The organism is Romboutsia timonensis (assembly GCF_900106845.1).
GTDB lineage: Bacteria > Bacillota > Clostridia > Peptostreptococcales > Peptostreptococcaceae > Romboutsia > Romboutsia timonensis.
Map to the genome: position 1 here is coordinate 568,860 of NZ_LT629850.1, position 23,657 is coordinate 592,516.

Consider the following 23,657-nt stretch of genomic DNA (forward strand, 5'->3'; position numbering starts at 1 on the left):
AATATACCATATGGATTAAAAATTTAATTAGCATATATTATATATGAGTATATGGAGGTATAAATAGTGAATATATTATTTTTTTTAACACCAAAAAGTGAAGTGGCATACATATACGAAGACTATACAATGAGACAAGCTTTAGAGAAGATGGAGTATCATAGATATTCATCTGTTCCAATTATAAACAAAGATGGGAAGTACGTTGGGACAATCACTGAAGGAGACCTGTTATGGACTATAAAAAATGAACTTTCTCTAGATTTAAGAGCTATAGAAGATATCCCAATAACAGATGTTAAGAGAAGAAAAGATAATAGACCTGTGTCTATAGATGCTAATATAGAAGATTTAATATCAAAATCTATGAATCAAAACTTTGTTCCAGTTGTAGATGATAAAGATACATTTATAGGTATAATTAAAAGAAGAGATATTATAGAATATTGTTATGATAAAATAAAAGCCTAGTTATATAACTAGGCTTTTATTATTAAGCATGATACTTAACAGTATCGTTGTATTTAGATTTTAAGTTATTTAATTCTTTATTATAAGCTTCACTTTGCTTTTGATACATTAAACTTCTTTCTATTTCGTTTCTAACTTCTTCGTACTCAGATTCTCCACCAGCTTGTAGATTTTCTAATTTTATTAAGTGATATCCAAATTGAGTTTTAACAGGTCCAGATACTTCACCGTTTTTCATGTTGAATACAGCTTCTTCAAATTCTGGAACCATTTGACCTCTAGTGAAAGTACCTAAATCTCCTCCAGCATCTTTAGATGGGCAAGTAGAGTGAGCCGATGCAGCAGCTTCAAAAGTCATTTCATTGTTATTTATTTTATTTAATATATCATTAGCTAATTCTTCAGAATCTACTAATATATGTTTAGCAGATGCTGATTCAGGTTTATTAAATTTAGACTTATTAGCTTCAAAGAAAGCTTTCTTTTCTTCTTCAGTTAGTGTAACATTAGATAAAACTTTGTTTATAGCATATTGCTTTAACATATTTTCTTCAATTTTTTTCATTTCAGCTTTGAAATCTTCATCATTATGTAGTTGATCTTCTTTAGCTTGCATATAGAATAACTCTTGGTTAACTAAATCTTCTAATAGTTGTTTTTTACCTTCTTCAGTTTGGAAATGCATAGCTTGATATGGATCTAAGCTTTTTAAAGAATTTTCAACGTCTAAATTAGTTATTTCTTTTTCTCCAACTGTAGCTAAAATCTTTTTTTCCATAATAGTAACTCCTTTAGTTTATTAATAGTATCTTTTAATATAAATAATATCAGAAAAAAGAATATATGTCTAATATTTCCAAGAAACTAAAAATTATGTATTAATATCTAAACATTATAACTAAAAGTAATAAGGATGCTAGTATTCCTACAAGACCTTCTTCTATTTTATATTTAAATAGCTTAGTATATGATAAATATAAATATATAAATACAAAAATTACTTTTAATGTTAGAAAGAATAGACTAGTAGGAAATAGTAATAAGCTAAATAATGTAAAAATAAATGCAGTTAGAGTGCTTATTCTATAATATAAAGTTATAGATTTTATATTATTATCATTAAAAAATATTATAAGTGGTATGTAAATTAAAGTTGCAATACAATATAATGCTACTAAAATAGATTTTATAAATGGATCAGAAACAAAAATTAATTCATACCAAATTATTGGCCAGAAAGATAGAAATAAAAACTTAAAATAGTTATCCATAAACTTAGTATTTATCATTATAATATATCCTTTCATAGTTATTAAATAATAAATTTTATAGTATAAAATATTAAAATTTATCAAATGTGAAATATTAAATATTTTATATAATATATATTATTATATACGAAAGTAATTAGTCGTAACACATTTTAAATTAAAATAATAATATGGGAGGTAGGGAATATGTACAGATATTATACAAAGGGTGTATGTTCAAAGTCCATTTTAATGGATATAGAAGATGATATATTAAAAGATGTTACATTTGAAGGTGGATGTAGTGGTAATTTAATTGGTATAAAACATTTGATAGAAGGAAAATCAATAGATGAAATTATTGAAGAGCTTGAGGATATACCTTGTAAAAATAGAGGAACATCTTGCCCAGATCAGCTTGCTAAGGCTCTTAAAATTTATAAGAAATATGTTCTTAATAAGTAAAAAAACTTCTACTTTAAGTAGAAGTTTATTGTTTGTTAACTAATATAGCTATTTTAGCATCTGGATTGTAACTAACTTGAACCATTTGATTTTTCTTAAGGTTTTCGAAATCTTCTCCACCATAAGCTATTTGTAATTTAACAGGAAGTTTTCCTTGTTTTATTATAGCAACATACTCATTTTTGCCTTTTTTCTCAAGATTAATTAAGTTACCTACATAAGGTTTAAAGTTTTGGTATTTCTTGCTACTATTTTTTATGTAGAAATAAGTTCCAATAGCTATTAATATATTTACTAATAATGTAATCCAACCTGATGTTTTAGTTATTATTCCAGCTATTAATACAATAAACATTAAAATAATAGGAACTATAGCTTTCTTTAAAAGTAATTTACCCATTATTTCATTAGCTTTTCTCTCTGGACCAGTCATTGTTTTTGATCTAGCGAAAGATTCTGCAAATTTGTTTGTGAATCCCATATTGTTCCTCCTAATCCTGATAATTACTTATTCATTATTGCTATTTTGATTAAAAATAAAAGAATCTTTGTATTTATTATATACAAGTTTTATATTAAAATTTATATTTAATCAAATCAAGATATATTAATTATTTTATCATAAAATTATAAAAAAAGAAATAAATCAAACAATAAAATATACTAAAATAGTAAGATAAAGATATCTTACTATTTTAGTAGTAGTTATTTAACTGCGGCAACAATGCTTATTTCAACTAATAAAGCTTCTCTAGCCATTTTAGCTTCAACACATGCTCTAGCAGGTGCAAATCCTTTTTCAACCCAAGCATCCCAAACTGAATTCATATCTTTAAAATCTGCATCGATATCTTTTAAGTATATAGTAGCTGATAATATATGTTTTTTATCAGAACCATATTGATTTAATAAATTTTCTATTTTAGATAAGATAGCAGCTGTTTGTTCTTTAACATCCCCTTCATCATGAGTTTGTCCACATAAATATAATGTATTGTTGTGAAGAACAACCTTACTCATTCTCTCATTAGTTTCAAATCTTTTAATTTCCATATCTATAAACCTCCAAAATTATATGTATAAATTATATTACATATATAGTTAATAATCTATATATTTAGTTAAATTTAGTTATTAAAATATAAAATTTTAATATAAAGATATAACTAAAATAAAAAATATAAAAAATAATAAAGTAAATAATAATATTATTATAAAAATATATAAATTTAATCAACATAAGTATGATATAATTTTAAACAAGTAGAATTTTAGCTAGGAGGAATAAAACATGTCTGACGATAGAATAATTGATTTTAATGATTTAAAGAATAAAGTAAAAGATTCAGATGTTGATAAGTTTGAACAATATATATACAATTTATACTTCTCTGTCATGGACGGAAGTATGACTATGGCTGAATTTTCGAGAAAGATTTTTGATTATATGAAAGATAATAATATATCTCAAGAGAAATTTATGAATATACAAAAAAAATTCATGGAAAGATATGGTATGGATTCGGAGGAAGTAGAAAAGCAACTTAAAAATTTTGGAATAGATCCTTCAATTGCAGGGATGAATAATATAGATTTAAACAATATAAGTAGTGAAAACTTAGAATCTATTAAAAAAAGTGCAGGATTTTATGAAAAGTATGGAAGTAAAATAACTCCTAAAAGTTGTATAACTACTTATATAAAAAATGATGTAAATGATATTGAAATAGTTATAGAGCAAGAAAAAATTATGCTTCTTAGTAGTAAGAAAATAAATCTTATGGATGCAGAACTTAATGAGTTTTTATTAGCGTATAAAAATATGTTTAATAAAAAAATAAAAGTAGTATTATGTGAAAATTATACAGGATATGATTATTAATAAAAAATACCATCTCAGATAGTAATATGAGATGGTATTTTTTATATATTAAGTTATTATAAAATATATCTGTTTTGTATAATTTGTGATTTAATAATTGTTTTGAGCAAAGCGAATTTTTATTATTTTATTTCTTTAACAACTTTTATTCCATTTTGTATCATGCTATTTAAAAATACTATATTTAATAATTCAGCAGGATGAACGTTATCTATATTGTATGTATCAACTAAATTTATTGGAACTATAATATCTTTATTTATATTATTTTGATTAAAATAAGACTTTAAAGTTATAGCTAATTGATATATGCATATATCAGTACAATCTCCGACAATAATTATATTATCTGTATCGTCAAAATTTAAATTATCTAAGGCGAAAAACCCGTTAGTTGAATTTTTTTTAACTATTTTTATATTATCTATAGATTTAAGCTCATCAACTATTTCACACTCAATAGTATCTTTAATACAATGAGTAGGGTAGTTTAAAAGTTCTACAGATTCGTTTGTATGATAATCAGTAAAAGCTATTATACTTCTTATATCTTTTGATACTGATTTTGTAAAGTTAACTATAGGATTTATAAGACTTTCTATTCTAGGAGAATAAAGCGCTCCTCCTTTTGCAAAACCATTATTAATATCTACGATAAATAAATCTGTATTATTTAAATCTAAATCAGACAAATTCATTATAGGTAAATTATCCAAATTACTTTTTAAAGAGTTTAACTCGTTTAATAAATTATTCATATATAAACACTCCCAATACATATTTTACTTAAAATTTTACAGAATAATATTTATCAAGTCAATACTTCTGTAAAGACAGAAAAAAGTTATTTCTATGTATATAGAAATAACTTTTTTAATTATAGGCTAAATATTAATTTTGCAATAATTGTTATTACAGGTAGTGATATTAATGTACGTACTATAAATAACACAAATAAGTCTTTTAATTTAAGTGGAATATCTGATTTTAATATAACTGCTCCAGTTTCAGTTAAGTATATTAATTGAGTTATAGATAATGTACCTATTATAAATTGTGTTACTTGACTTATGTCATTTCCAGACACCATTATTGATGGCAAGAACATATCTGTAAATCCTACTAATACAGCAGGTGCAGCAGCTATTGCATCCGGTATTCCTAATAATTTAAGTATAAATACTACTGGTATAGATATAATTTTGAAAAATGGAGTAAATTCTGCCACTATTAAAGCTAAGGTACCCCAAGCCATAACAAGTGGTAAAAGTGCTAAGTACATATCTATTACAGTTTTAAATCCGTTTATCATAATTTCTTTAAATGATGGAGCAGTAGAAGCTCTATTTATTGCTTTATTTAAACCAAAGCTAAATAGGTTAGTTCCTGATGGAACTAGCTCTTCTTTTAAATGATTAACATTGTTATATGTAGAATCATTAAATTTATTTAACGGATATATACGAGGCATAATTAAAGCACAAGCTAATGATGCAAGACATACTGTTAAATAAAATGGAACAAACATTGGCATAAATCCTAATTGATCTGCTATAACTGTTGAGAACGGTAGAGAAACTAAAGAGAAACAAACAGAAATTATGCATGCTTCTTTAGCAGTATAAAAACCTTGTTTATATTGAGTATCAGTAATCATTATTCCTAAAGTTCCATCTCCAAGCCAAGATGAAATTGCATCTATAGCAGCACGGCCAGGAACTTTAAACAACTTATACATAGACTTAGATATTAAAGTTCCAAGTAAGTCCATAAGTCCGAAATCAACAACTAGCGGTAATAAAAATCCAGATACTAAAAATATTGCAAGTAAGCTAGGCAATAAGCCAAGAACAACTTCACCAGTAAGTTCTGAGTGTATAATTTCTGGACCAACTTTAAATACTGTCATAAATATAAATAGGGCACCTAATATTCTAAATGTCAGCCATAGCGGAGATACATTTAAAAGATTATTTATAAATTCATTTTTTATATTTATAAATTTACTAACAACCGATAAAATAGCAGATGCAAGTATAACAACTAAAGCTATATTAATAAGATAGTCAGCAGCAATTATTTTTATTAGTTCAGCTAAAAATCCGATTCCTATATTAATAGGAGATAAGCCGTCAAGTTTAAATAATTTACCATATGGAAGTGGTATTACAAATAGTAATAGTCCAAATAATGATGGTATTAAAAATTTAAATAAGTTTTTACTTTGATTTTCATTTTTTGATATAATAGTTTTTTCCATAAATATTCCTCCTTTATACTAAATATTAGTAAATATACTAAACATTGGTAAAAATTATAACAAAAAAGTCTCTTGGTTAAAAACCAAGAGACGAAATATCCGCGTTACCACTCTAATTAATAAAACATGCAAATATGCTTTATTCACTCAAATCTGTTAAGGCTAGATAGCCTGTTACCATACTTAGTTTCAAGTAACATTCTCAAAAGCTCTCTTCGATTAAACTTCATTACCAAGCTTCCACCATCCTTGGCTCTCTATAAAATCCACTTAATTTACTCTCTTTATCACTGAATTTAATATATTCACTTTTCTAATATATTAAATTAACTTTAGAAAAAAGTCAACTATATATTTAAAGTATTCTAAAATTTAGATTAAATGCAGTAATTAAAATATTAAGGGGAATTTAATAGAACGTATTTCGTAACATAAATTAAATTTCAAAATAAAATAATAGTGTAAAGTCAACATCTATGGGGTGAGTATATGGCTATAAATGAGATATTTAGAGAAATGTTTAGTGAACAGAAAAGACAAAGAGAACTTAAATTTCAACAAGAGATAATTAGAAAAACTTTAGAAGATCAAGGTTATAATATTGATGATTTTGATACAGGACTAGAATTACTAGATAATGAAGATTATGAAAATGCGATTATATATTTAACAAGATGTGCTAATAATGATAATTCTCAAGCTCAATATGAACTAGGAAGGTTATTTAAAGAAGGATTAGGAACAGAGAAAAATATAGTTAAAGCTAAAGAATACCTTATGAAAGCTTATAAAAATGGATTTAAGAGAGCGGGACTTTTATTAAGGGAACTTAGATATGAAGAAAATAAGAATTTAAGTAAAGATGTAGATATGGATTTTGAAAATAAAATAAGTGACTTAGGATTTATTATAGACATACCTAAGAATTGGGTTAAATTAGATCCTAAAAATAAAAATTGTTTTGATGCAGTAGCTATAGATAGCTTTGATGGAGATGTTATTTTTAATATAAAGATGCAAGTTTTTTTAATAGAAATACCTGAAAATATGTCTTATTGTGTAGACTTAGAAAGAGTAGCAAATAATATGGGATGCATAGAATCTGTGAATTTTAATAATGGAAATTGTAATGGAAAGCTTATATGTGGCGAGGGAATAGATGGAACTTGTGAGTATATATTTGTATCTAAAGGTAGAAGAGGAGTATATGATTTGAGGGTAATGGTAGATAAGTATCTAGAACCTATATATGAAGATATAATTGATCATATTATATATAGTTTTGATATAATTGATAAGATATAAATTTATATTAAATAAGAGCTATCCAAATGGATAACTCTTATTTTTTAGAATTCTCAATTTCTTCAGCTAAGTTATTTAAATACTCCCATCTCTCATATTTATGCTCAAGTTCAGCTTCAGCATTAGCTTTCTCATTAAGTATTTCTTGAAGTTTCACAAAGTCCGTTGCAAACTTAATAGAATCACTTTCAAGACTTTCTATTTTATGTTCAAGTTTTTCTATATCACTATCGATAGTTTCAAATTCTCGTTGTTCATTATAAGTAAATTTAAGTTTTTTACTTGGTTTAGGTTTTTCTTTTTTAGAAGGTGTCTTTTCATAAGATTCTTTAACATCTTCTTTAAATTCAATACCTTGAATTTCTCTATATATACTGTAATCACTATAATTTCCTGTAAATATATGAATTTTACCAACACCTTCATAAGCAAAGATTTTGTTACATATTCTATCTAAGAAATATCTATCATGAGATACTGTTATTACTATTCCATTAAATTCATCTAGATAATCTTCGAGTATATTAAGTGTAGCTATATCTAAATCATTTGTAGGTTCGTCAAGTAAAAGTACATTAGGTGCTAGCATTAAAGTTCTAAGTAGGTGAAGTCTACGTCTCTCACCACCAGATAAATTGCCTATAAAGCTATATTGCATAGTAGAATTAAATAAGAATTTTTCACACATTTGAGAAGCTGATATTTTAGTACCATCAGCTGTTTCTATATAATCACTAGCTTCTTTTACATAATCTATAGCTCTCATATCAGGATGCATATGTGAATCATCTTGGCTAAAACAGCCTATTTTAACAGTCTCACCGATTTCTATATGACCACTATCTGGTAAAATTTCGCCGTTTAATATTTTAATAAGGGTAGACTTACCCATACCATTTTTACCTATAATACCAATTCTATCAGTACGAGCTATAGTATAATCTAAATCATCAATAAGTACTTTATTATCAAATTTTTTAGAAATATGATGTATTTCAATTATTTTTTTACCAAGCCTTGTAGATCCAACAGATATATCCATTTTTTCATCTGGAGTATAAGTATCTTTATTTACTAATTCATCAAATCTTTGAAGTCTAGCTTTTTGTTTTGTAGTACGAGCTTTAGCACCACGTTTTACCCAAGCTAGTTCTTTTCTTATTAAGTTTTGTCTTTTTTCCTCCATGCTAGCTTCAAGGGCTAATCTCTCCATTTTCTTTTCTAAGAATGTAGAGTAGTTGCCATCATAGCTAAATAGTCTACCTTTATCAAGTTCTATTATTCTATTAGAAACTCTATCTAAGAAGTATCTATCGTGAGTTATCATAATTAGAGAGCCACGTCTTGAATTTAGATATTCTTCTAAATAATCAATGGTATCATTATCTAAATGGTTTGTAGGTTCATCTAATATTAATAACTCACATGGAGTAATAAGTGCAGATGCTAAAGAAACTCTTTTTCTTTGTCCACCAGAAAGTTCTTTTACTTTTTGGTTAAAGTTAGTTATGCCAAGTTTAGTTAAGACAGCCTTAGCCTCACTTTCTAAATCCCAAAGGTTAAGAGCATCTATTTTTTCTTGCAATGATATAAGTTTGCTGTTTAAGCTATCGTTATAATTATTAGATAAAGCAGTTAGTGTTTCTTCATATTCAAGTAGAAGTTTCATTTCACTAGAAGTACCTTTAAATACCTGTTGTAAAACTGTAAAATCTTCGTTATAGTCTGGATTTTGAGGTAGATATTCAACTCTAACCCTATTAGCTTTTATGATAGTACCATCATCAGGAACTTCAACTCCAGCTATAATTTTTAAAAGAGTAGATTTACCTGTACCATTAACTCCGATAATACCTATTTTCTCACCTTCATTAATACCAAGTGAGATATCTTTAAGTAAGATTTTTTCTGAATAGCTCTTACTTATATTTTCTAATGTCATTAAATTCATAATATCACCTATATTTTAAATTTTTAATTTAATTTTTTTTCAAAATGTTGATAGTCTGGATTTTTCCAGTGGCCTCCCCAAGTCCATCCTCTTTTTATAAATGCATTATATAAATCGTCACCTTCTATTATCATTCCTTGTTTAATATTACTTCTATCTTTAAAGTTATAACCACTCTTAGGACTAATATCATCTCCAATAACATGAGGGTTTTGAATAGGATTTATGTCGATAGCAAGGCCTTTTCCATGATTAGATACAATATTTGTGTTTTTTATAGTTCTATAACAAAAAGAAGAACTATTATTATCATTCATGGAAAGTTCATCAATTGCATTGTATTCATCTATTAACTTTATTTTATCAATAGGATATTTTTTTTCATATATTTCTTTAAATATATCAACAACATCGGCTGCAACTCTTTTATTGACAATCATTTCGCCTACATGAGTATTTCCATCAAATCCATAATAACTTAAAGTTAAATAACTAAGTTCATCAAAACTTAGAGGTATATTCTCAGGCATAGAAAATCCTAGCATTTTTTCCTTTACCTCTTCTGGAATAGGAGTATAAGAAAATATAGGATCTGTATTAATTTTCATATACTCATCGCTATAATTTGAATTTTGATTATATTCATTAAGTTCATCGTTACCAATAAAAAAAATTCCAATTGCAACTAAAATCAAACATATATAAGCAAAATTTTTTATAATAAAATCCCTCCTATAAATTATAAACTATAATATAAATATTGAAATATATATTACCAAGTACTAAAATTTAAACTATTATAGTACTTGTATAAAACTATATATATTATAACTCATAAAAATAAACTAGACTAATAATATTTATAAATATTTAAAAAGAGAGGATTTATATTTAAGGCATCTATAAACAAATAAAAAATATGATTTTATTACATTAAATTTATACAAAAAGCTTAAAATTATAACTATGAGGTGATAAGTATGAAAGAGGAAATAATTTCAATAGAAACTGTTGTGTCGAAAATGTTAATAGAAAAGAATCTAACAATATCTATAGCTGAGTCTTGTACAGGAGGGCTTGTAAGTGCGACACTTATAAATTATCCAGGCATATCTTCGGTATTTATGGAGGGATGTGTTACATATTCTAATGAATCAAAAATAAATAGGTTAGGTGTAAACCCTAATACACTAAAAGTATATGGAGCTGTTAGTGAAGAAACTGCTAGAGAGATGGCAGAGGGTATTGCGAAAAATTTTGATACTAATGTAGCGATATCAACTACTGGTATAGCTGGACCAGATGGTGGAACGATTGATAAACCTGTAGGACTTGTTTATATAGGAATTTATATAAATGGGAAAACTACAGTAAATAAATATATATTAAAGGGAAATAGAGAAGATATTAGACTTAGAGCTACTAAAAATGCAATTAATGATTTAAGGTTAAGATTATTAGAGTTATAAATAGCAAATAAATATGATGAATCTTGTATTCTATAGCTTAGATAGAACTTTATACTGTAATGATATATAAAAAGAATATATAGATGTTATAAAAATAAATGGTGTTGAATAAATTCAACACCTAAATAAAGTTTGATATACTATAAGATTTAACTGTATTTTTTAATATAGAGTCTAGTATATAATTTACAACACTGTTGCAAGCATATACAGAAAATAATAAGTCATTTTTATAATCTAAAATCTGTTGATATTCAGTGTATAAAGAATTGAAAAACTCTCCAAATGAATCGTATTTTATATCATCACCTATAAATTTATTTAAGTTAGTTTCCTTAGCTATAGTATTTAATTCAGTTTCATAAGATAGATGCTTTTTCATACTATGTTTAAATTCCCATCTATAGCTATGAGGTACACATAAAAAATCACATAAAAAGTGGCATATAACACCTAGTTCTTGGCTTAATACTCCAACTGAAAAGTATTTAGACAAGCTATTTAAGTTAAGGTTACATAAATAGTTTACTTTAGATTCAATCATATCATAAGATTCTTTTAAATAGTGTTTCTTAAAAAAATATTTAGAAGATAAATCTGGTTTTATATTTCCATAAATGAAATGATTTTCATTAAGAAAAAAATGTTTATTTTCATCTATATTATTAGCTATTGACTTTGCTATTAAAGTATGTGTATTTACAAACATTTCTACACCTCGATTTAACTAGAAATTATAATTAATTTAATGGTATCAACAATCTTATATATTTACAATATGTAAAATTTAGTAAGATTAAACATTGAATTATGTTAATATTTTATTATGTAAATTTTAAATTAGACACAAAAATATTGACAAAAATAAAATGAGGTGATAGTTTTATTTATATGAAAATGATTATCAATGGTTAAAATATAATAAATAAATTATAATTAATGTAAATTTTAATAATGTTAAAATTAATTAAAGTATAGATAACTAATATTTTAGTCAACAATATTATTAATAAATTAATTATAATAAACAATGTATATTACAAAATAAATAGTAAGGGTATCTGGACAAAATGCGAGTAATATAATTTATAATGGGTATCTATTAAGGAGGATTATGTATGAAAATTAAATTTAAAAAAATATTAATTATTTTAACTTTAGTGATTTTATCTATCACAGGGTGTAGTTCAAATACTAATGATAATAATAAATCGGGAAATAGCAAAGATAAAGAAGATAGTATAAAAGTGGTTACATCATTTTACCCTATGTACTTGTTAGCTTCTAATGTTGTTAAAGATATAGATAATGTAGAGTTAATAAATATGACAAACTCGGCTACAGGATGTTTACATGATTACTCATTAACTACAGATAATATAAAGTTATTGGAAGATTGTGATGTATTTATAATAAATGGTGCTGGTATGGAATCATTTTTAGATAAGGTATTAGAACAAAAACCAGATTTAAAGATAATTGATGCAAGTGAAGGAATAGAGTTAATCAAGTCAGATTATATGGATGAATCACATAATCACGACCACGGCCATGACCACGATGAAGAGTATAATCCTCATGTTTGGTTAAGTGTAGAAAATGCTATAAAGCAAGTTGAGAACATAGAAAATAAGCTTATAGAGTATAACTCAATAAATAAAGATAAATACAGTCAAAATGCTAGAGAATATATAGAACAGTTATCAAATCTAGATAATAAAATACATAGTGAATTAGATAATATAAAAAATAAAAATATAGTTACATTCCATGAAGCTTTTCCTTATTTTGCTAAAGAATATGGACTTAATATAGTTGGGGTGGTACAAAGAGAGGCAGGGTCAGAGCCTAGCGCAAAAGAGTTACAAGAAACTATAGAAAAAATTAAAAAATTAGATGTTAAAGCTATATGTGTAGAGCCACAGTACTCAACAAAAGCAGCAGAAACTATATCAAAAGAAACTAATGTTAAAGTATATACATTAGATCCGATAGTTACTGAAGAGTCTAAGAATTCTTCATATATAGATATTATGAATAAAAATTTAGAAACTTTAAAAGAGGCGTTTAAATAATGGAATTTAAAAATAATAAATCAGATTTTAATAAATGTAGTAGTGGTTTATGTTGTACTAAAATAGAAAACTTGTGTGTTACTAAGGGAAATCAAGAAATTTTAAAAAACGTAAATCTTCATATACACTGTGGTGAATTAACTGCATTAATAGGAGCCAATGGAGCAGGAAAAAGTACATTACTAAAAGCAATACTTGGAGAAAATGAGTATTCTGGAAGTTTGACATTTGTAGATGGAAATGACAAGATGTCAAGAAGACCAATTATAGGATATGTACCTCAAAAACTTGACTTTGATTATAGTTCTCCAGTAAGCGTACTTGATGTTTTTGCATGTACGCAAAGTAACAGGCCAGTTTACTTTTCTTATGACAAAAAAGTAAAAGATATTGCATTAAGAAGTCTAAGAAAAGTTCAGGGAGAAAATCTTATAAATAAAAGATTAGGAGTATTATCAGGAGGAGAACTACAAAGAGTTCTTTTAGCCCTTGCGCTTGAACCTATACCAGATATACTATTACTAGATGAGCCAGTATCAGGTATAGATCAAAATGGACTTAAATTATTTTATAGTATAGTATCTAATTTAAGAGAAAACTATGATTTATCTATAATATTGGTTTCTCATGATTTAAATGTAGTATATGATTATGCAGATAGAATTGCGTTTTTAAATAATAAAACTATTGAATGTGTAGGAAAGCCAGAAGAAGTATTTTCAAATAAAAGTGTTATAGATACTTTTGGATTAGAGTTGAATAAAAAGATAGATAAAATAGGAAGAGGGGGAATGAGATAATGTCACTTTGGTATAATATAATTGATTTCTTATTTCCTTTTGAATGGGCACAGTATGATTTTATGAAAAATGCATTACTAGGGATTTTACTTGTAACTCCTATGTTTGGAATTCTTGGAACTATGGTAGTTAATAATAAAATGTCATTTTTCTCAGATGCATTAGGTCATTCTGCTTTAACTGGAATAGCAGTTGGAGTAATGTTTGGAATTAATAATACACTAGTATCAATGTTAGCATTTTCAATATTACTAACTATAGCTATTATAAATGTAAAAAATGCTAAAACTGCATCAGTAGATACAATAATAGGTGTATTTTCATCCTCAGCAGTAGCACTTGGTATAGTTATATTATCATACAATGGTGGATTTAATAAATATTCAGCATATCTAATAGGTGACTTATTAAGTATAAGTAATAATGATATTTTTATGCTTATAATATCATTTATAGCTGTTTTATTAATTTGGTTTACTTGTTTTAATAAATTTTTATTGGTTAGTATAAATCATACATTTGCAAGAAGTAGAGGAGTAAATGTTAAATTTTACGAATATATATTTACAATATTAGTAGCAATTATAGTAACTATTTCTATCCAATGGGTTGGAATATTAGTTATAAGCTCGATGATGATTTTACCAGCTGCATCTGCAAGAAATATATCAAATAATATAAGACAATACCATATTTATTCTATATCAATAGCAGTTATATCAGGGATTTTAGGATTATTTTTATCGTATCATTTTGGATGTGCAACAGGGGCTACTATTGTTCTTATATCATCTGTATTTTTTGCTTTAACTTATTTTATAAGCTTAAGAAAAGTAACAGCATAGCAATAGTTTTAAGTAAGTGATGTATCCATAACATGAGTAAGGATACATAGTTGGCAAAATGAAAAAATGACATTTTGAGCAACGGATGTGACCGAAGCGGTAGCGAGTGTAATATCGTTGGCGACATGAGCGTAGCGAATTTTTTATTATTAATTTCCTAAACTATGATATTTATAAAAAAATTAAAATTATTGTTTAAGGTAATAAAGAGCGGGTATATATATACTATCTTAAATTTGATAAAAATGTTTTAAAATAAATTATAGATATAATATAGGAGGAGTAATAATATGAAAAAATTTGTTTGTACAGTATGTGGATATATACATGAAGGAGAAACTGCACCAGAAGTATGTCCAGTATGTAAAGTTGGAGCTGAAAAGTTTGAAGAAATGAAAGGGGAAATGGTTTGGGCAGATGAGCACAGAATAGGTGCAGCTCAAGGTGTAGATGAAGAAATATTAGAAGGATTAAGAGCTAACTTTGTTGGTGAATGTACAGAAGTAGGAATGTACTTAGCTATGAGTCGTCAAGCTGATAGAGAAGGATACCCAGAAGTTGCAGAAGCTTACAAGAGAATAGCATTTGAAGAAGCAGAACATGCTTCTAAATTTGCTGAATTATTAGGTGAAGTTGTAGTTGCTGATACTAAAGCTAACTTAAAAGCTAGAGTTGAAGCTGAATACGGAGCAACTGAAGGAAAATTAAAAATAGCTAAGAAAGCTAAAGAATTAGGATTAGACGCTATACACGATACAGTTCATGAAATGTGTAAAGATGAAGCTAGACATGGTAAAGCATTCTTAGGATTATTAGAAAGACACTTTGGAAAGCAAGCTTAATTTTAAATTAAATATATATTTTTAATTAATATAAAAGCTGAACTCAAATAAATGATGTTTGAGTTCAGCTTTATTTATATATAAGAGATAATAATAAAAGAGTACTTACTAATTAAAGGATATAAGTACTCTTTTATAAAAATATTACTTATTATATTTTACACCTTGATAAGAATTACGTTTTTTTAGTTCATCGTCAATTGCATTTAAAACTTCCCATTTTTTTAAACTCCATAAAGGACCGACAAGTTCATCTCTTTTACCATCTCCAGTAAGTCTATGAACAATCATAGTTTCAGGTAGAATCTCAAGTTGATCACAAACTAAATTTATATACTCTTCTTGACTCATTAATGTCAACATGCCCTTTTGAAGCATTTTTTCCATAGGAGTATCTTTTATAACATGAAGTAGATGTATCTTTATACCATCAACTCCCATATTAGCAACTGCTTTAGCTGTTTCCATCATCATATTATAGTCTTCTCCAGGAAGTCCATTGATTATATGAACTATAACTTTTATATTTTTAGCTTTTAGTTTTTCTAGTCCTTTTAAAAATTCATCATAATCATGACCTCTATTTATTAATTTAGATGTAGAGTCATGTATAGTTTGAAGCCCTAGTTCAACCCATAAATTTGTTCTTTTATTAAGTTCACCTAAATATTCAACTACATCATCTTCTAAACAGTCAGGTCTTGTAGATATAGAAAGCCCTATAACATCATCTAGAGCAAGTATAGTTTCATATTTTTCTTTTAAAATGTCAACAGGAGCATAAGTATTAGTGAAAGCTTGAAAATACCCTATATATTTGGCATTAGGCCATTTTTTATGCATCATTTGTGTTATATCATCAAATTGTTTTATAAGATTATCCTTAGGATTTCCAGCAAAGTCTCCAGAACCTTCTTTACTGCAATAAGTACATCCTCCGAATGCAACTTTTCCATCTATATTAGGGCAAGTAAAACCTGCATTTATAGATACTTTGAATACTTTTTCACCGAATGTATTTCTAAGATAATAATTCCAAGTATGATATCTTTTATTATCAAAAGCATATTTAAATTTAGTCAAATTCATCACCTTTTTCTAATGTATTTTACGATTAATTATATTAAATTATATTACCATAATTAAAATATATATACAAACTATATATACCCACTAATAAGGTTTCAACACTGTAACATTATTTATGAATACAGAAGATATTTATTTAATAATCTTTATAAGTATAAATTATTAAATGGGGGAGGGTATATATGGATAAGGAAATCAAAGATTATAAAGATGATTCTAATGAAGAAAAAAATACTGAAACTAACGAAAAAAATGATTTAATAGATAAAGAGATAGAAAAAGAAAGTGAAACATCAAATGAAGATAACAATAATGAAATAGATAAAGAAAATCAGATATTAAATACAGGTATTGATAAGCCTATAGAATGTAATAAATCAAAAATAGAAAATATAGAGGTTGAATTTGAAAGTGATGAAGATTTAATAGAGAAAGAAGACATCGATATAAATGAAGATATAATAGATAAAAATAAAATAAAAAACAAATTTAAATTAACAAAGAAAACAAGAAATATTATATTAATTGGAAGTATAATAGTACTATTGTTAGCAATATATATTGGAAAAACTGTATCTAAATATGAAAATAAAATCTTTCCAGGCACGTTAGTTTATGAACAGGATATATCTAATTTAGAAAAAGAAGAACTTTTAAGTAAACTTAATAAGATTGAAAAAAATATAGAAGATAAGAAAATTCAAATAAATATAAATAATAAAAGGTATGATATACAAATTAAGAATTTAGTATCAAAATATAATAATGAGAAATTATATAAAAATATAATAAAGAATCAGAATGAAAAAAATATACTTTCAAAATTCATATCTATAGCAAGTAAAAAAATTACAAATTATAATTTATACGTAGAAATAGATGAAAAATATTTTAATGACCTTAAAGGTGAAATATCACAAGATATTAATATAGAATGTATTGAACCAAAAGTAATAATAAATGATGATAAAATATCTTATAAAGATGGGGAAGATGGGGCTAAACTTGATGAAGAAGCTTTATATAATGATATAAAAGAAAGTATGAACTCAAGAAATTTACTTAAAGAGAATATAATAATAAATGCAAAACTTATAAAAGATAGCCCTAAAATATCAATGGATGATTTAAAACTAATAAATCATAAAGTATCTACATATACAACTACATATGGAAGTGGTAATTCTAGAGGAAGTAATGTAGAGAATGCAGCTAATAAAATAGATGATTTACTTTTAATGCCAGGAGAAGAATTTTCTTATGAAAATGCTGTTGGACCAGTAATTGCATCTAATGGATACAAATATGCACCAGTTATAAGTAATGGCAAACTTGTTGATGGTATAGGTGGTGGTGTTTGTCAAGTTTCATCAACACTTTATAATACTCAACTTAATGCAGGTATACTACCTACAGAAAGAAGAAATCACTCAAAGGCTGTAGGCTATGTTCCAAGGGGATTAGATGCAACGTTAGCTAGTGGAAGTATAGATTACAAATTCAAAAATACATATGAATATCCACTTGTAATAAATACGAAAGCTGCAAATGGAAAACTAACTATAGAAATTTGGTCAAATGAAGATGCATTAAAGGGAATAGATTATAAACCAGTAAGTTATGTTAGTGGAAATGTTGCAAATACTTATCTTTATGGATATGATAAAGATGGAAATAAGGTTTATGAAAAGCATATAGATACAAGTATATATAGATAAAACCATTGAACAGACTAAGATACTATGATAATTTTATATTAATAAAAAATACAGTTATATTTTTATAAACTTCAAATTTAGGAATTAATAAATAGCTTGTATCATAAAATTTATTAATTTATAAGTTTGGAGGGAGAGAATGAAAAATATATTTGCGATAATATTTGCAACATTAGCTGGGGTTTCAACATCGTTAGAAGCTTTTATAAATGGAGAACTTGGAAAAAATACAACTGCATTAGTAGCAACATTTATAAGCTTAGTTGTAGGAACTATATTTTTCTTTATAAATATATGTTTAACTGGAAATTTAAAAACATTAGCAAGCTTTAATGATATAAACCCTAAATTACTTTTAGGTGGAATTTTAGGAGGACTTGTAATTTATTTTACTGTAAAGTCTGTACCTAATTTAGGTGTATCAAAAACACTTACATTAATAGTAGTATCACAAATGATAGTAGGATTTTTTATAGATTCACATATATACAAAGAAGCTATGCATTTATATAATTATATAGGAGCTATTTTATTATTTATAGGAACATTCTTTATATTAAGTTAATAAATAAAATATAATAACAGTATAGGGGGACAGAAAAATTGACTAAAGAAAAATTTATAATGTCATTTAGTGGAGGTAAAGATAGTATATTAGCATTATACAGAATGATACAAGAAGGTCATGAGCCAGTTGCTCTTTTAACTACAGTAAAAAAGAATCAAGAGAAATCTTGGACACATGGTCTAGATAACGAAATTTTACATAGAATTAGTAAAAGTTTAGATATACCACTTTTGTTAGTTGAATGTGATGTCAACGAGTATGAAAGAAAATTTGAAGAAGCTTTGATTAAAGCGAAAGATATGGGAGCTACGATGTGTGTTTTTGGAGATATAGATATAGAGTTACATAAAAAGTGGGATGTAGATAGATGTAATAATGCTAGGATAAAAGCAAAACTTCCTTTATGGCAGCAAAATAGAGAAGATTTAGTTTATGAATTTATAGATAGAGGATTTAAAACTATAATAAATAAAGTAAATCTAAAATATATGGGTGAAGAATTTTTAGGTAAAGAACTTAATAGAAAAATTATAGATGATATAAAGTCAACAGGTGCAGATGCTTGTGGAGAAAATGGAGAGTATCATACTTTTGTCGTAGAAGGACCTTTATTTAAAAATAGAATTGATTTTAAAAGTGAAGGCATAGTTAAAGATACAAGCTATGCATATCTAAATATAAAATAAACTGATGAGTGAAATACTCATCAGTTTATTTTTTACTCAATCCATATAGGAGCGGTAACTGATATTTTATCATTATTTTGTATAACTTTTATATAATAAAATTTATTTTTATTTGATTTTAAAGTAAATTCTAATTTAGCTAAATTTGAATTAAAAGTTTTACTTTTTATTATTTCACCATTATTAGATATAACTTGAATTTCATCTATTTTATCATTTTCATCAGAGTCTATTGCACTTATATTGAAGTTTAGTTTTGATGTATTTTTTATCGTAGAACCCATAGGTAAATTATTTATACTATAATCAATTTTTATATTTTTATCCTCTGTAGCATATACCCTCATATTTCTAAGAGAATCATATAAAGCATCCTTGTTTAAGTCTGTAGCTAAAATTACAGTTCGAAATTCATTTGCAATACCAAAATCAACTCTATGATTATCTTGATTGCAAGTAGGAGCAAGATGCCATCCGTTATCTAATGCCAATTGATACATATCATGAGATCTTATATTTTTAGACATATCCTTACTATATCCATTTCCAACTTCAATAAGAGACATAACATAATCTCCATGATCAGAGTATTTAAAATCATTAAATGTACCGAATTTTTTACCAGGATGATTAAATTGACCAATTAAATCATCTTGTTCATACAATAAGTCATAAAATTTTTCTAAGCTCATATTAGGAAGTTCGGAAGATACAAAGCCATTAGAATTAAATACATTTATATGACCAATAGGATTTTTAACTTTAAATGGATACGTCATTTCAAATCCATTAAGGGCTATAAACTTATCTTTGACATTAAATAAATCTCTAGACTTTATTAAATCATTCCACTTTAAGCTAGGTGAAGCATCATTAATAGTACAGTCTAAATGATTATCAAGCAAATTAGAATGTTCTGTGATAGCAAAAAAGTCTAATTTAGCTTTATCTCTAGCCAAATAATATGCATCATTATAACTACCATGGCCATCACTTGCACTAGTATGAGAGTGTATTAATCCTCTATAATGGTTGTATATAGGTGTTCCAACTGTAAAATACCATTCATATTTACTTTTATTCTTTAATATATCAGATACTTCAAGTTGTATTATTTGGCTTCCTCTTTTAAATTTGTTTTCTGGTAAATAATATACATAACTATCAGTAATAGTACACTGTTTTGTAACATCTTTATAGTTTACAAATAATTTTACTGATGAAGTATCTATACCACTTTCATCTTTATAATTTATTTTTATGTCTGGTTTTGCTACGATAAATTGTTCACATCTATCAGGAGATAAACTACTAATAACAGGTCCTTCATTATCTGAATTAATATAACTTACAGTAGTATCATTTGTTGATATACTATCTAAATAGTGAAAGCTAAAATAAAATAATAAAATAAAGAATAAACTAATTGTTAATCTTTTTAATCTCATTCTTATCAGTCCTTTTTATATATTACGTGATTATAAATTAATGTTATATTGTGTACTAAAGTCTTGATTAGTTATATATGATTTGCTTTCTATTTTATTTAGTATGTCCACCATTTTTTTATTATTGTGTATATATTGATAGAATATATTTACAATTTCTTGATATAAGTGTTCACTATCATAATAAATATTTATTAAAGATTCATTATGTTCTTCTTTAGAAAATGGGTCTATCCAAGGAGATTTTTTTTCATTTAATAAATCGTTAATACAGTGAGTATGTTTAGAATAAATCTTATTTTCTATATATCCAGTTTTACACAACAAATTTTTGATAAATAAATATAACTTAGAATAAATACTATTAGAGTAAATAAGTCTAATTTGAGTTTGTTTAAATGTAGATAAGGACTTATTTATATCATTATAAGACACACTTTTATTAAACACAGATTTTAATAAAAAGTTATACATATCGCATAGTATCAGCATTTCACTATTAGATAAATTTATATTTATACTTTTTATAAAATCCTTAGGTATAGAATTTCTTAATTTATAAAGGAGTAAAGAGTCTATATGAGTTTCTATGCTTTTATGTAAGGAAGTATTAGATTTTAGTTTATATTGATTTTTTAAATTTAATTGTAAATAAAATATATAAGGATGCATAGATCTATCTAATATATAATGAGATAAAAATCCGCAAAAATATGATATAGAAATATCAGTAAATTTATCTTGATTAAATATACATTTTATATAGGGATTGTTTACAGAATAATTTATCATTTCTTCAAAAAATAAATTTATATTTTTATTGTGGATTAAGTTACTAATGTTTGCTAGATTTTTAGAGAATATATTAGGAACATTATTGCAATATTCAAAAAAATTTGGACCACAACTTCCTAATAAATATATATTAATATTTTTAGATAATATATTTTTTAAATTATTATTATCTAATTTGTCAAAACAATCTTTTGCGAAAATATAATGAGTTATACATCCAGGCATTTTATTACCTCCATTATTAAAAATATCTTATTTATAATGTGTATTTTTCTAATATACATACATGAAATAATAGGGTACCTTAATATAATTTACTAAGAGATGAAAATTTATCTAAGTAGGTGTTATATGAGGGTAGAAGTTATCGATATGGAGCAAACAAAAAATGAAGCTAAAAAGTATATATTAAAGAAAATACCTTTAGTAAGCAAAGTATTTCAATTTAATAGTGTTATAGGAGATATAAAATTAGAATATATAGAGTTTAAAGTATTGATATATGAGGTCATAAGTAAGAAAAAAAATAATAAAATATTTAGAAATGAAACTAAAAAAGAAACTATAACAATGTTAGTTAATACTTACAATGGTCATAGTGAATCTATAGATAAAATTCCTAACACTTTAAATAAATATATTTCTAAATCTTGTATAAGAGAAAGCAAAATAAATGAAGATGATTTAGTTAATGTTGTAAAGAAAGAAATAATAGCTCGGCTAACTGATAGATTAAGGTATGATAGTATTGATAAAGTCAGTATACAAATTAATATAGTAGATATTAAGAGTATATATAAGCCTTACTGGATAGCTGATTTTAGAGGGCGAAATATATTTATAGATCCTTAAAAAGGATGCCTCATAATATGAGGTATCCTTTTTAAGATGAAATCTAATTTTTATCTTTATTTTTAGTTAAGTAATCTAATGTTTTTAAAGAATAGCCTTCTTCTTTCCAATGAGTTATAACTTCATCTAATATTTCAGTGTTAGTTTTTGAGTTTGGATGAAGTAAAACTATCGCACCGGGATGAGTTCTTGTATATATTTTATCCTTTGCATATTCATGGGTTGGTTGCTTATCGTTATACCAATCTACATACGCAAAACTCCAAAATATAGAACTATATCCTAAGTCTTGAGTATACTTTAAGGACTGTTCGCTAAATTTACCCATAGGAGGTCTAAAGTATTTAGGCATATCTTTACCAATTAACTCCTTATACGCATCTTCTACACCAGTGATTTCTGATTTAAATTTTTCAAAATCAGTAATTTGAGCCATAGATAAGTGATTTTTAGAATGATTACAAACTAAATGACCTTCATTTACCATTCTCTTTACTAGTTCAGGATTATTTCTTATATAACTTTCAACTACGAAAAAATGAGCTTTAACATTATGCTTTTTTAAGGTATCTAATATACTTTCAGTTGTTCCGTTTTCATATCCTGCATCAAATGTAAGATATATTACCTTTTCATTTGGATCTCCAACATAATATGAGTTATATTTACTGAAGAAAGAAGCTTCTTTTATAGGTTCTGGTTGTTTTCCATCATTTCTTGGATTAAAATACCAGTTATATTCATAAGTAGCTGATTGTGGATCTGAAATCCTAGCTTTAGATTTATTTAATAGATATAAATTACCGCTAACTGCTACTGCACATATGATTGCAAATAAGCCTATAAAAAGATAACGTTTAGAGCTAGAGTTTTTGATTTTCATAAG

26 protein-coding genes and 1 other annotated feature are annotated in these 23,657 nt (G+C 25.7%); of the genes, 13 read left to right on the forward strand and 13 right to left on the reverse strand.

The features are described 5' to 3' along the window. Positions 1–66: 66 nt before the first annotated feature. Positions 67–471 carry a CBS domain-containing protein gene (locus BN7997_RS05325; protein WP_071119824.1) on the forward strand — a complete coding sequence of 135 codons (405 nt, stop codon included), beginning with the start codon at positions 67–69 and terminating at the stop codon, positions 469–471. A gap of 22 nt (positions 472–493) precedes the next feature. Here the strand turns inward: BN7997_RS05325 and BN7997_RS05330 are convergent, their stop codons facing one another. Together BN7997_RS05330 and BN7997_RS05335 are read right to left on the reverse strand one after the other, a co-directional pair. Next, positions 494–1,249: a peptidylprolyl isomerase gene (locus BN7997_RS05330; protein ID WP_071119825.1), complete on the reverse strand. Its 756-nt coding sequence runs from the start codon at positions 1,247–1,249 to the stop codon at positions 494–496. 100 nt (positions 1,250–1,349) lie between these two features. Next, a complete protein-coding gene (locus BN7997_RS05335) occupies positions 1,350–1,778 on the reverse strand; it encodes a hypothetical protein (protein WP_242873388.1) in 429 nt (142 codons plus the stop codon). A gap of 150 nt (positions 1,779–1,928) precedes the next feature. Between BN7997_RS05335 and BN7997_RS05340 the strand changes: the two genes are divergently transcribed. Then, complete coding sequence (locus BN7997_RS05340) at positions 1,929–2,186, forward strand: TIGR03905 family TSCPD domain-containing protein (RefSeq protein ID WP_071119827.1); 258 nt, start codon at positions 1,929–1,931, stop codon at positions 2,184–2,186. Positions 2,187–2,211: 25 nt separating this feature from the next. Here the strand turns inward: BN7997_RS05340 and BN7997_RS05345 are convergent, their stop codons facing one another. Then, complete coding sequence (locus BN7997_RS05345; protein ID WP_071119828.1) at positions 2,212–2,667, reverse strand: hypothetical protein; 456 nt, start codon at positions 2,665–2,667, stop codon at positions 2,212–2,214. A gap of 224 nt (positions 2,668–2,891) precedes the next feature. Continuing rightward, positions 2,892–3,239, reverse strand: coding sequence for a RidA family protein (locus BN7997_RS05350; protein WP_071119829.1), 348 nt, complete (start codon positions 3,237–3,239; stop codon positions 2,892–2,894). A gap of 238 nt (positions 3,240–3,477) precedes the next feature. Between BN7997_RS05350 and BN7997_RS05355 the strand changes: the two genes are divergently transcribed. Then, the gene (locus BN7997_RS05355; RefSeq protein ID WP_071119830.1) at positions 3,478–4,068 is read left to right on the forward strand and encodes a DUF3867 domain-containing protein; all 591 of its coding nucleotides are present in this window, start codon (positions 3,478–3,480) and stop codon (positions 4,066–4,068) included. A 122-nt stretch (positions 4,069–4,190) separates the two neighbouring features. On the opposite strand, the gene BN7997_RS05360 is transcribed toward BN7997_RS05355, so the two are convergent. Both BN7997_RS05360 and BN7997_RS05365 read right to left on the reverse strand, forming a co-directional pair. Further along, on the reverse strand, positions 4,191–4,826 hold the full coding sequence (locus BN7997_RS05360; protein ID WP_071119831.1) for a cysteine hydrolase family protein: 636 nt from the start codon (positions 4,824–4,826) through the stop codon (positions 4,191–4,193). Positions 4,827–4,945: 119 nt separating this feature from the next. Further along, the gene (locus BN7997_RS05365) at positions 4,946–6,328 is read right to left on the reverse strand and encodes a YjiH family protein (RefSeq protein WP_071119832.1); all 1,383 of its coding nucleotides are present in this window, start codon (positions 6,326–6,328) and stop codon (positions 4,946–4,948) included. A gap of 83 nt (positions 6,329–6,411) precedes the next feature. Continuing rightward, positions 6,412–6,628: a binding site (T-box leader), on the reverse strand. A 189-nt stretch (positions 6,629–6,817) separates the two neighbouring features. Between BN7997_RS05365 and BN7997_RS05370 the strand changes: the two genes are divergently transcribed. Further along, a complete protein-coding gene (locus BN7997_RS05370) occupies positions 6,818–7,633 on the forward strand; it encodes a tetratricopeptide repeat protein (protein ID WP_071119833.1) in 816 nt (271 codons plus the stop codon). 37 nt (positions 7,634–7,670) lie between these two features. Here BN7997_RS05370 and BN7997_RS05375 read toward each other — a convergent pair whose 3' ends face one another. Next, positions 7,671–9,584, reverse strand: a complete 1,914-nt coding sequence (locus BN7997_RS05375; RefSeq protein ID WP_071119834.1) for an ABC-F family ATP-binding cassette domain-containing protein — start codon at positions 9,582–9,584, stop codon at positions 7,671–7,673. A 23-nt stretch (positions 9,585–9,607) separates the two neighbouring features. Further along, entirely contained in the window at positions 9,608–10,279 is a 672-nt protein-coding gene (locus BN7997_RS05380) for a M15 family metallopeptidase (RefSeq protein ID WP_242873389.1), read from the reverse strand. A 285-nt stretch (positions 10,280–10,564) separates the two neighbouring features. Here BN7997_RS05380 and BN7997_RS05385 point away from each other — a divergent pair, with 285 nt between their 5' ends. After that, positions 10,565–11,053, forward strand: a complete 489-nt coding sequence (locus BN7997_RS05385) for a nicotinamide-nucleotide amidohydrolase family protein (RefSeq protein WP_071119835.1) — start codon at positions 10,565–10,567, stop codon at positions 11,051–11,053. Between the two features lie 121 nt (positions 11,054–11,174). Here the strand turns inward: BN7997_RS05385 and BN7997_RS05390 are convergent, their stop codons facing one another. Next, positions 11,175–11,762 (reverse strand): zinc dependent phospholipase C family protein, encoded by a 588-nt coding sequence (locus BN7997_RS05390; protein WP_071119836.1) that lies wholly within the window; start codon positions 11,760–11,762, stop codon positions 11,175–11,177. 409 nt (positions 11,763–12,171) lie between these two features. Between BN7997_RS05390 and BN7997_RS05395 the strand changes: the two genes are divergently transcribed. The 4 genes from BN7997_RS05395 (at position 12,172) to BN7997_RS05410 (ending at position 15,615) form a co-directional block, all read left to right on the forward strand. After that, positions 12,172–13,128 carry a metal ABC transporter substrate-binding protein gene (locus BN7997_RS05395; RefSeq protein ID WP_071119837.1) on the forward strand — a complete coding sequence of 319 codons (957 nt, stop codon included), beginning with the start codon at positions 12,172–12,174 and terminating at the stop codon, positions 13,126–13,128. Continuing rightward, on the forward strand, positions 13,128–13,928 hold the full coding sequence (locus BN7997_RS05400; protein WP_071119838.1) for a metal ABC transporter ATP-binding protein: 801 nt from the start codon (positions 13,128–13,130) through the stop codon (positions 13,926–13,928). The genes BN7997_RS05395 and BN7997_RS05400 overlap by 1 nt, the downstream gene beginning before the upstream one ends. Continuing rightward, positions 13,928–14,773, forward strand: coding sequence for a metal ABC transporter permease (locus tag BN7997_RS05405; protein ID WP_195906798.1), 846 nt, complete (start codon positions 13,928–13,930; stop codon positions 14,771–14,773). Before BN7997_RS05400 ends, BN7997_RS05405 begins: the two co-directional genes overlap by 1 nt. Before the next feature lie 290 nt (positions 14,774–15,063). Next, a complete protein-coding gene (locus BN7997_RS05410; RefSeq protein WP_071119840.1) occupies positions 15,064–15,615 on the forward strand; it encodes an NADH peroxidase in 552 nt (183 codons plus the stop codon). A 144-nt stretch (positions 15,616–15,759) separates the two neighbouring features. Here BN7997_RS05410 and BN7997_RS05415 read toward each other — a convergent pair whose 3' ends face one another. Beyond that, positions 15,760–16,698 carry a tRNA modification radical SAM protein MnmL/YtqA gene (locus BN7997_RS05415; protein ID WP_071119841.1) on the reverse strand — a complete coding sequence of 313 codons (939 nt, stop codon included), beginning with the start codon at positions 16,696–16,698 and terminating at the stop codon, positions 15,760–15,762. Between the two features lie 188 nt (positions 16,699–16,886). On the opposite strand from BN7997_RS05415, the gene BN7997_RS05420 reads away from it, so the two are divergent. The 3 genes from BN7997_RS05420 (at position 16,887) to BN7997_RS05430 (ending at position 19,676) form a co-directional block, all read left to right on the forward strand. After that, on the forward strand, positions 16,887–18,422 hold the full coding sequence (locus BN7997_RS05420) for a VanW family protein (RefSeq protein ID WP_071119842.1): 1,536 nt from the start codon (positions 16,887–16,889) through the stop codon (positions 18,420–18,422). 139 nt (positions 18,423–18,561) lie between these two features. Continuing rightward, on the forward strand, positions 18,562–18,987 hold the full coding sequence (locus BN7997_RS05425) for a DMT family transporter (protein WP_071119843.1): 426 nt from the start codon (positions 18,562–18,564) through the stop codon (positions 18,985–18,987). A gap of 38 nt (positions 18,988–19,025) precedes the next feature. Beyond that, a complete protein-coding gene (locus BN7997_RS05430; protein ID WP_242873390.1) occupies positions 19,026–19,676 on the forward strand; it encodes a Dph6-related ATP pyrophosphatase in 651 nt (216 codons plus the stop codon). 32 nt (positions 19,677–19,708) lie between these two features. On the opposite strand, the gene BN7997_RS05435 is transcribed toward BN7997_RS05430, so the two are convergent. Beyond that, positions 19,709–21,124, reverse strand: coding sequence for a CehA/McbA family metallohydrolase (locus tag BN7997_RS05435; protein ID WP_071119844.1), 1,416 nt, complete (start codon positions 21,122–21,124; stop codon positions 19,709–19,711). Positions 21,125–21,154: 30 nt separating this feature from the next. Next, positions 21,155–22,144: a zinc dependent phospholipase C family protein gene (locus tag BN7997_RS05440; protein ID WP_071119845.1), complete on the reverse strand. Its 990-nt coding sequence runs from the start codon at positions 22,142–22,144 to the stop codon at positions 21,155–21,157. 126 nt (positions 22,145–22,270) lie between these two features. Here BN7997_RS05440 and BN7997_RS05445 point away from each other — a divergent pair, with 126 nt between their 5' ends. After that, positions 22,271–22,771: a hypothetical protein gene (locus BN7997_RS05445; protein ID WP_071119846.1), complete on the forward strand. Its 501-nt coding sequence runs from the start codon at positions 22,271–22,273 to the stop codon at positions 22,769–22,771. A 43-nt stretch (positions 22,772–22,814) separates the two neighbouring features. Here the strand turns inward: BN7997_RS05445 and pdaA are convergent, their stop codons facing one another. Then, positions 22,815–23,654 carry a delta-lactam-biosynthetic de-N-acetylase gene (gene pdaA / locus BN7997_RS05450; protein WP_083335015.1) on the reverse strand — a complete coding sequence of 280 codons (840 nt, stop codon included), beginning with the start codon at positions 23,652–23,654 and terminating at the stop codon, positions 22,815–22,817. Positions 23,655–23,657 lie beyond the last annotated feature (3 nt).

What these genes read in the sequence shown, in the direction of transcription:
- BN7997_RS05420 (WP_071119842.1), top strand. Translation starts at nt 16,887, where the DNA reads ATGGATAAGGAAATCAAAGATTATAAAGATGATTCTAATGAAGAAAAA.
- BN7997_RS05385 (WP_071119835.1), top strand. Translation starts at nt 10,565, where the DNA reads ATGAAAGAGGAAATAATTTCAATAGAAACTGTTGTGTCGAAAATGTTA.
- BN7997_RS05445 (WP_071119846.1), top strand. Translation starts at nt 22,271, where the DNA reads ATGAGGGTAGAAGTTATCGATATGGAGCAAACAAAAAATGAAGCTAAA.
- BN7997_RS05440 (WP_071119845.1), bottom strand. Translation starts at nt 22,144, where the DNA reads ATGCCTGGATGTATAACTCATTATATTTTCGCAAAAGATTGTTTTGAC.
- BN7997_RS05435 (WP_071119844.1), bottom strand. Translation starts at nt 21,124, where the DNA reads ATGAGATTAAAAAGATTAACAATTAGTTTATTCTTTATTTTATTATTT.
- BN7997_RS05405 (WP_195906798.1), top strand. Translation starts at nt 13,928, where the DNA reads ATGTCACTTTGGTATAATATAATTGATTTCTTATTTCCTTTTGAATGG.
- BN7997_RS05345 (WP_071119828.1), bottom strand. Translation starts at nt 2,667, where the DNA reads ATGGGATTCACAAACAAATTTGCAGAATCTTTCGCTAGATCAAAAACA.
- BN7997_RS05375 (WP_071119834.1), bottom strand. Translation starts at nt 9,584, where the DNA reads ATGAATTTAATGACATTAGAAAATATAAGTAAGAGCTATTCAGAAAAA.
- BN7997_RS05410 (WP_071119840.1), top strand. Translation starts at nt 15,064, where the DNA reads ATGAAAAAATTTGTTTGTACAGTATGTGGATATATACATGAAGGAGAA.
- BN7997_RS05425 (WP_071119843.1), top strand. Translation starts at nt 18,562, where the DNA reads ATGAAAAATATATTTGCGATAATATTTGCAACATTAGCTGGGGTTTCA.
- BN7997_RS05370 (WP_071119833.1), top strand. Translation starts at nt 6,818, where the DNA reads ATGGCTATAAATGAGATATTTAGAGAAATGTTTAGTGAACAGAAAAGA.
- BN7997_RS05360 (WP_071119831.1), bottom strand. Translation starts at nt 4,826, where the DNA reads ATGAATAATTTATTAAACGAGTTAAACTCTTTAAAAAGTAATTTGGAT.
- pdaA (WP_083335015.1), bottom strand. Translation starts at nt 23,654, where the DNA reads ATGAAAATCAAAAACTCTAGCTCTAAACGTTATCTTTTTATAGGCTTA.
- BN7997_RS05365 (WP_071119832.1), bottom strand. Translation starts at nt 6,328, where the DNA reads ATGGAAAAAACTATTATATCAAAAAATGAAAATCAAAGTAAAAACTTA.
- BN7997_RS05330 (WP_071119825.1), bottom strand. Translation starts at nt 1,249, where the DNA reads ATGGAAAAAAAGATTTTAGCTACAGTTGGAGAAAAAGAAATAACTAAT.
- BN7997_RS05350 (WP_071119829.1), bottom strand. Translation starts at nt 3,239, where the DNA reads ATGGAAATTAAAAGATTTGAAACTAATGAGAGAATGAGTAAGGTTGTT.
- BN7997_RS05400 (WP_071119838.1), top strand. Translation starts at nt 13,128, where the DNA reads ATGGAATTTAAAAATAATAAATCAGATTTTAATAAATGTAGTAGTGGT.
- BN7997_RS05395 (WP_071119837.1), top strand. Translation starts at nt 12,172, where the DNA reads ATGAAAATTAAATTTAAAAAAATATTAATTATTTTAACTTTAGTGATT.
- BN7997_RS05390 (WP_071119836.1), bottom strand. Translation starts at nt 11,762, where the DNA reads ATGTTTGTAAATACACATACTTTAATAGCAAAGTCAATAGCTAATAAT.
- BN7997_RS05355 (WP_071119830.1), top strand. Translation starts at nt 3,478, where the DNA reads ATGTCTGACGATAGAATAATTGATTTTAATGATTTAAAGAATAAAGTA.
- BN7997_RS05335 (WP_242873388.1), bottom strand. Translation starts at nt 1,778, where the DNA reads ATGAAAGGATATATTATAATGATAAATACTAAGTTTATGGATAACTAT.
- BN7997_RS05340 (WP_071119827.1), top strand. Translation starts at nt 1,929, where the DNA reads ATGTACAGATATTATACAAAGGGTGTATGTTCAAAGTCCATTTTAATG.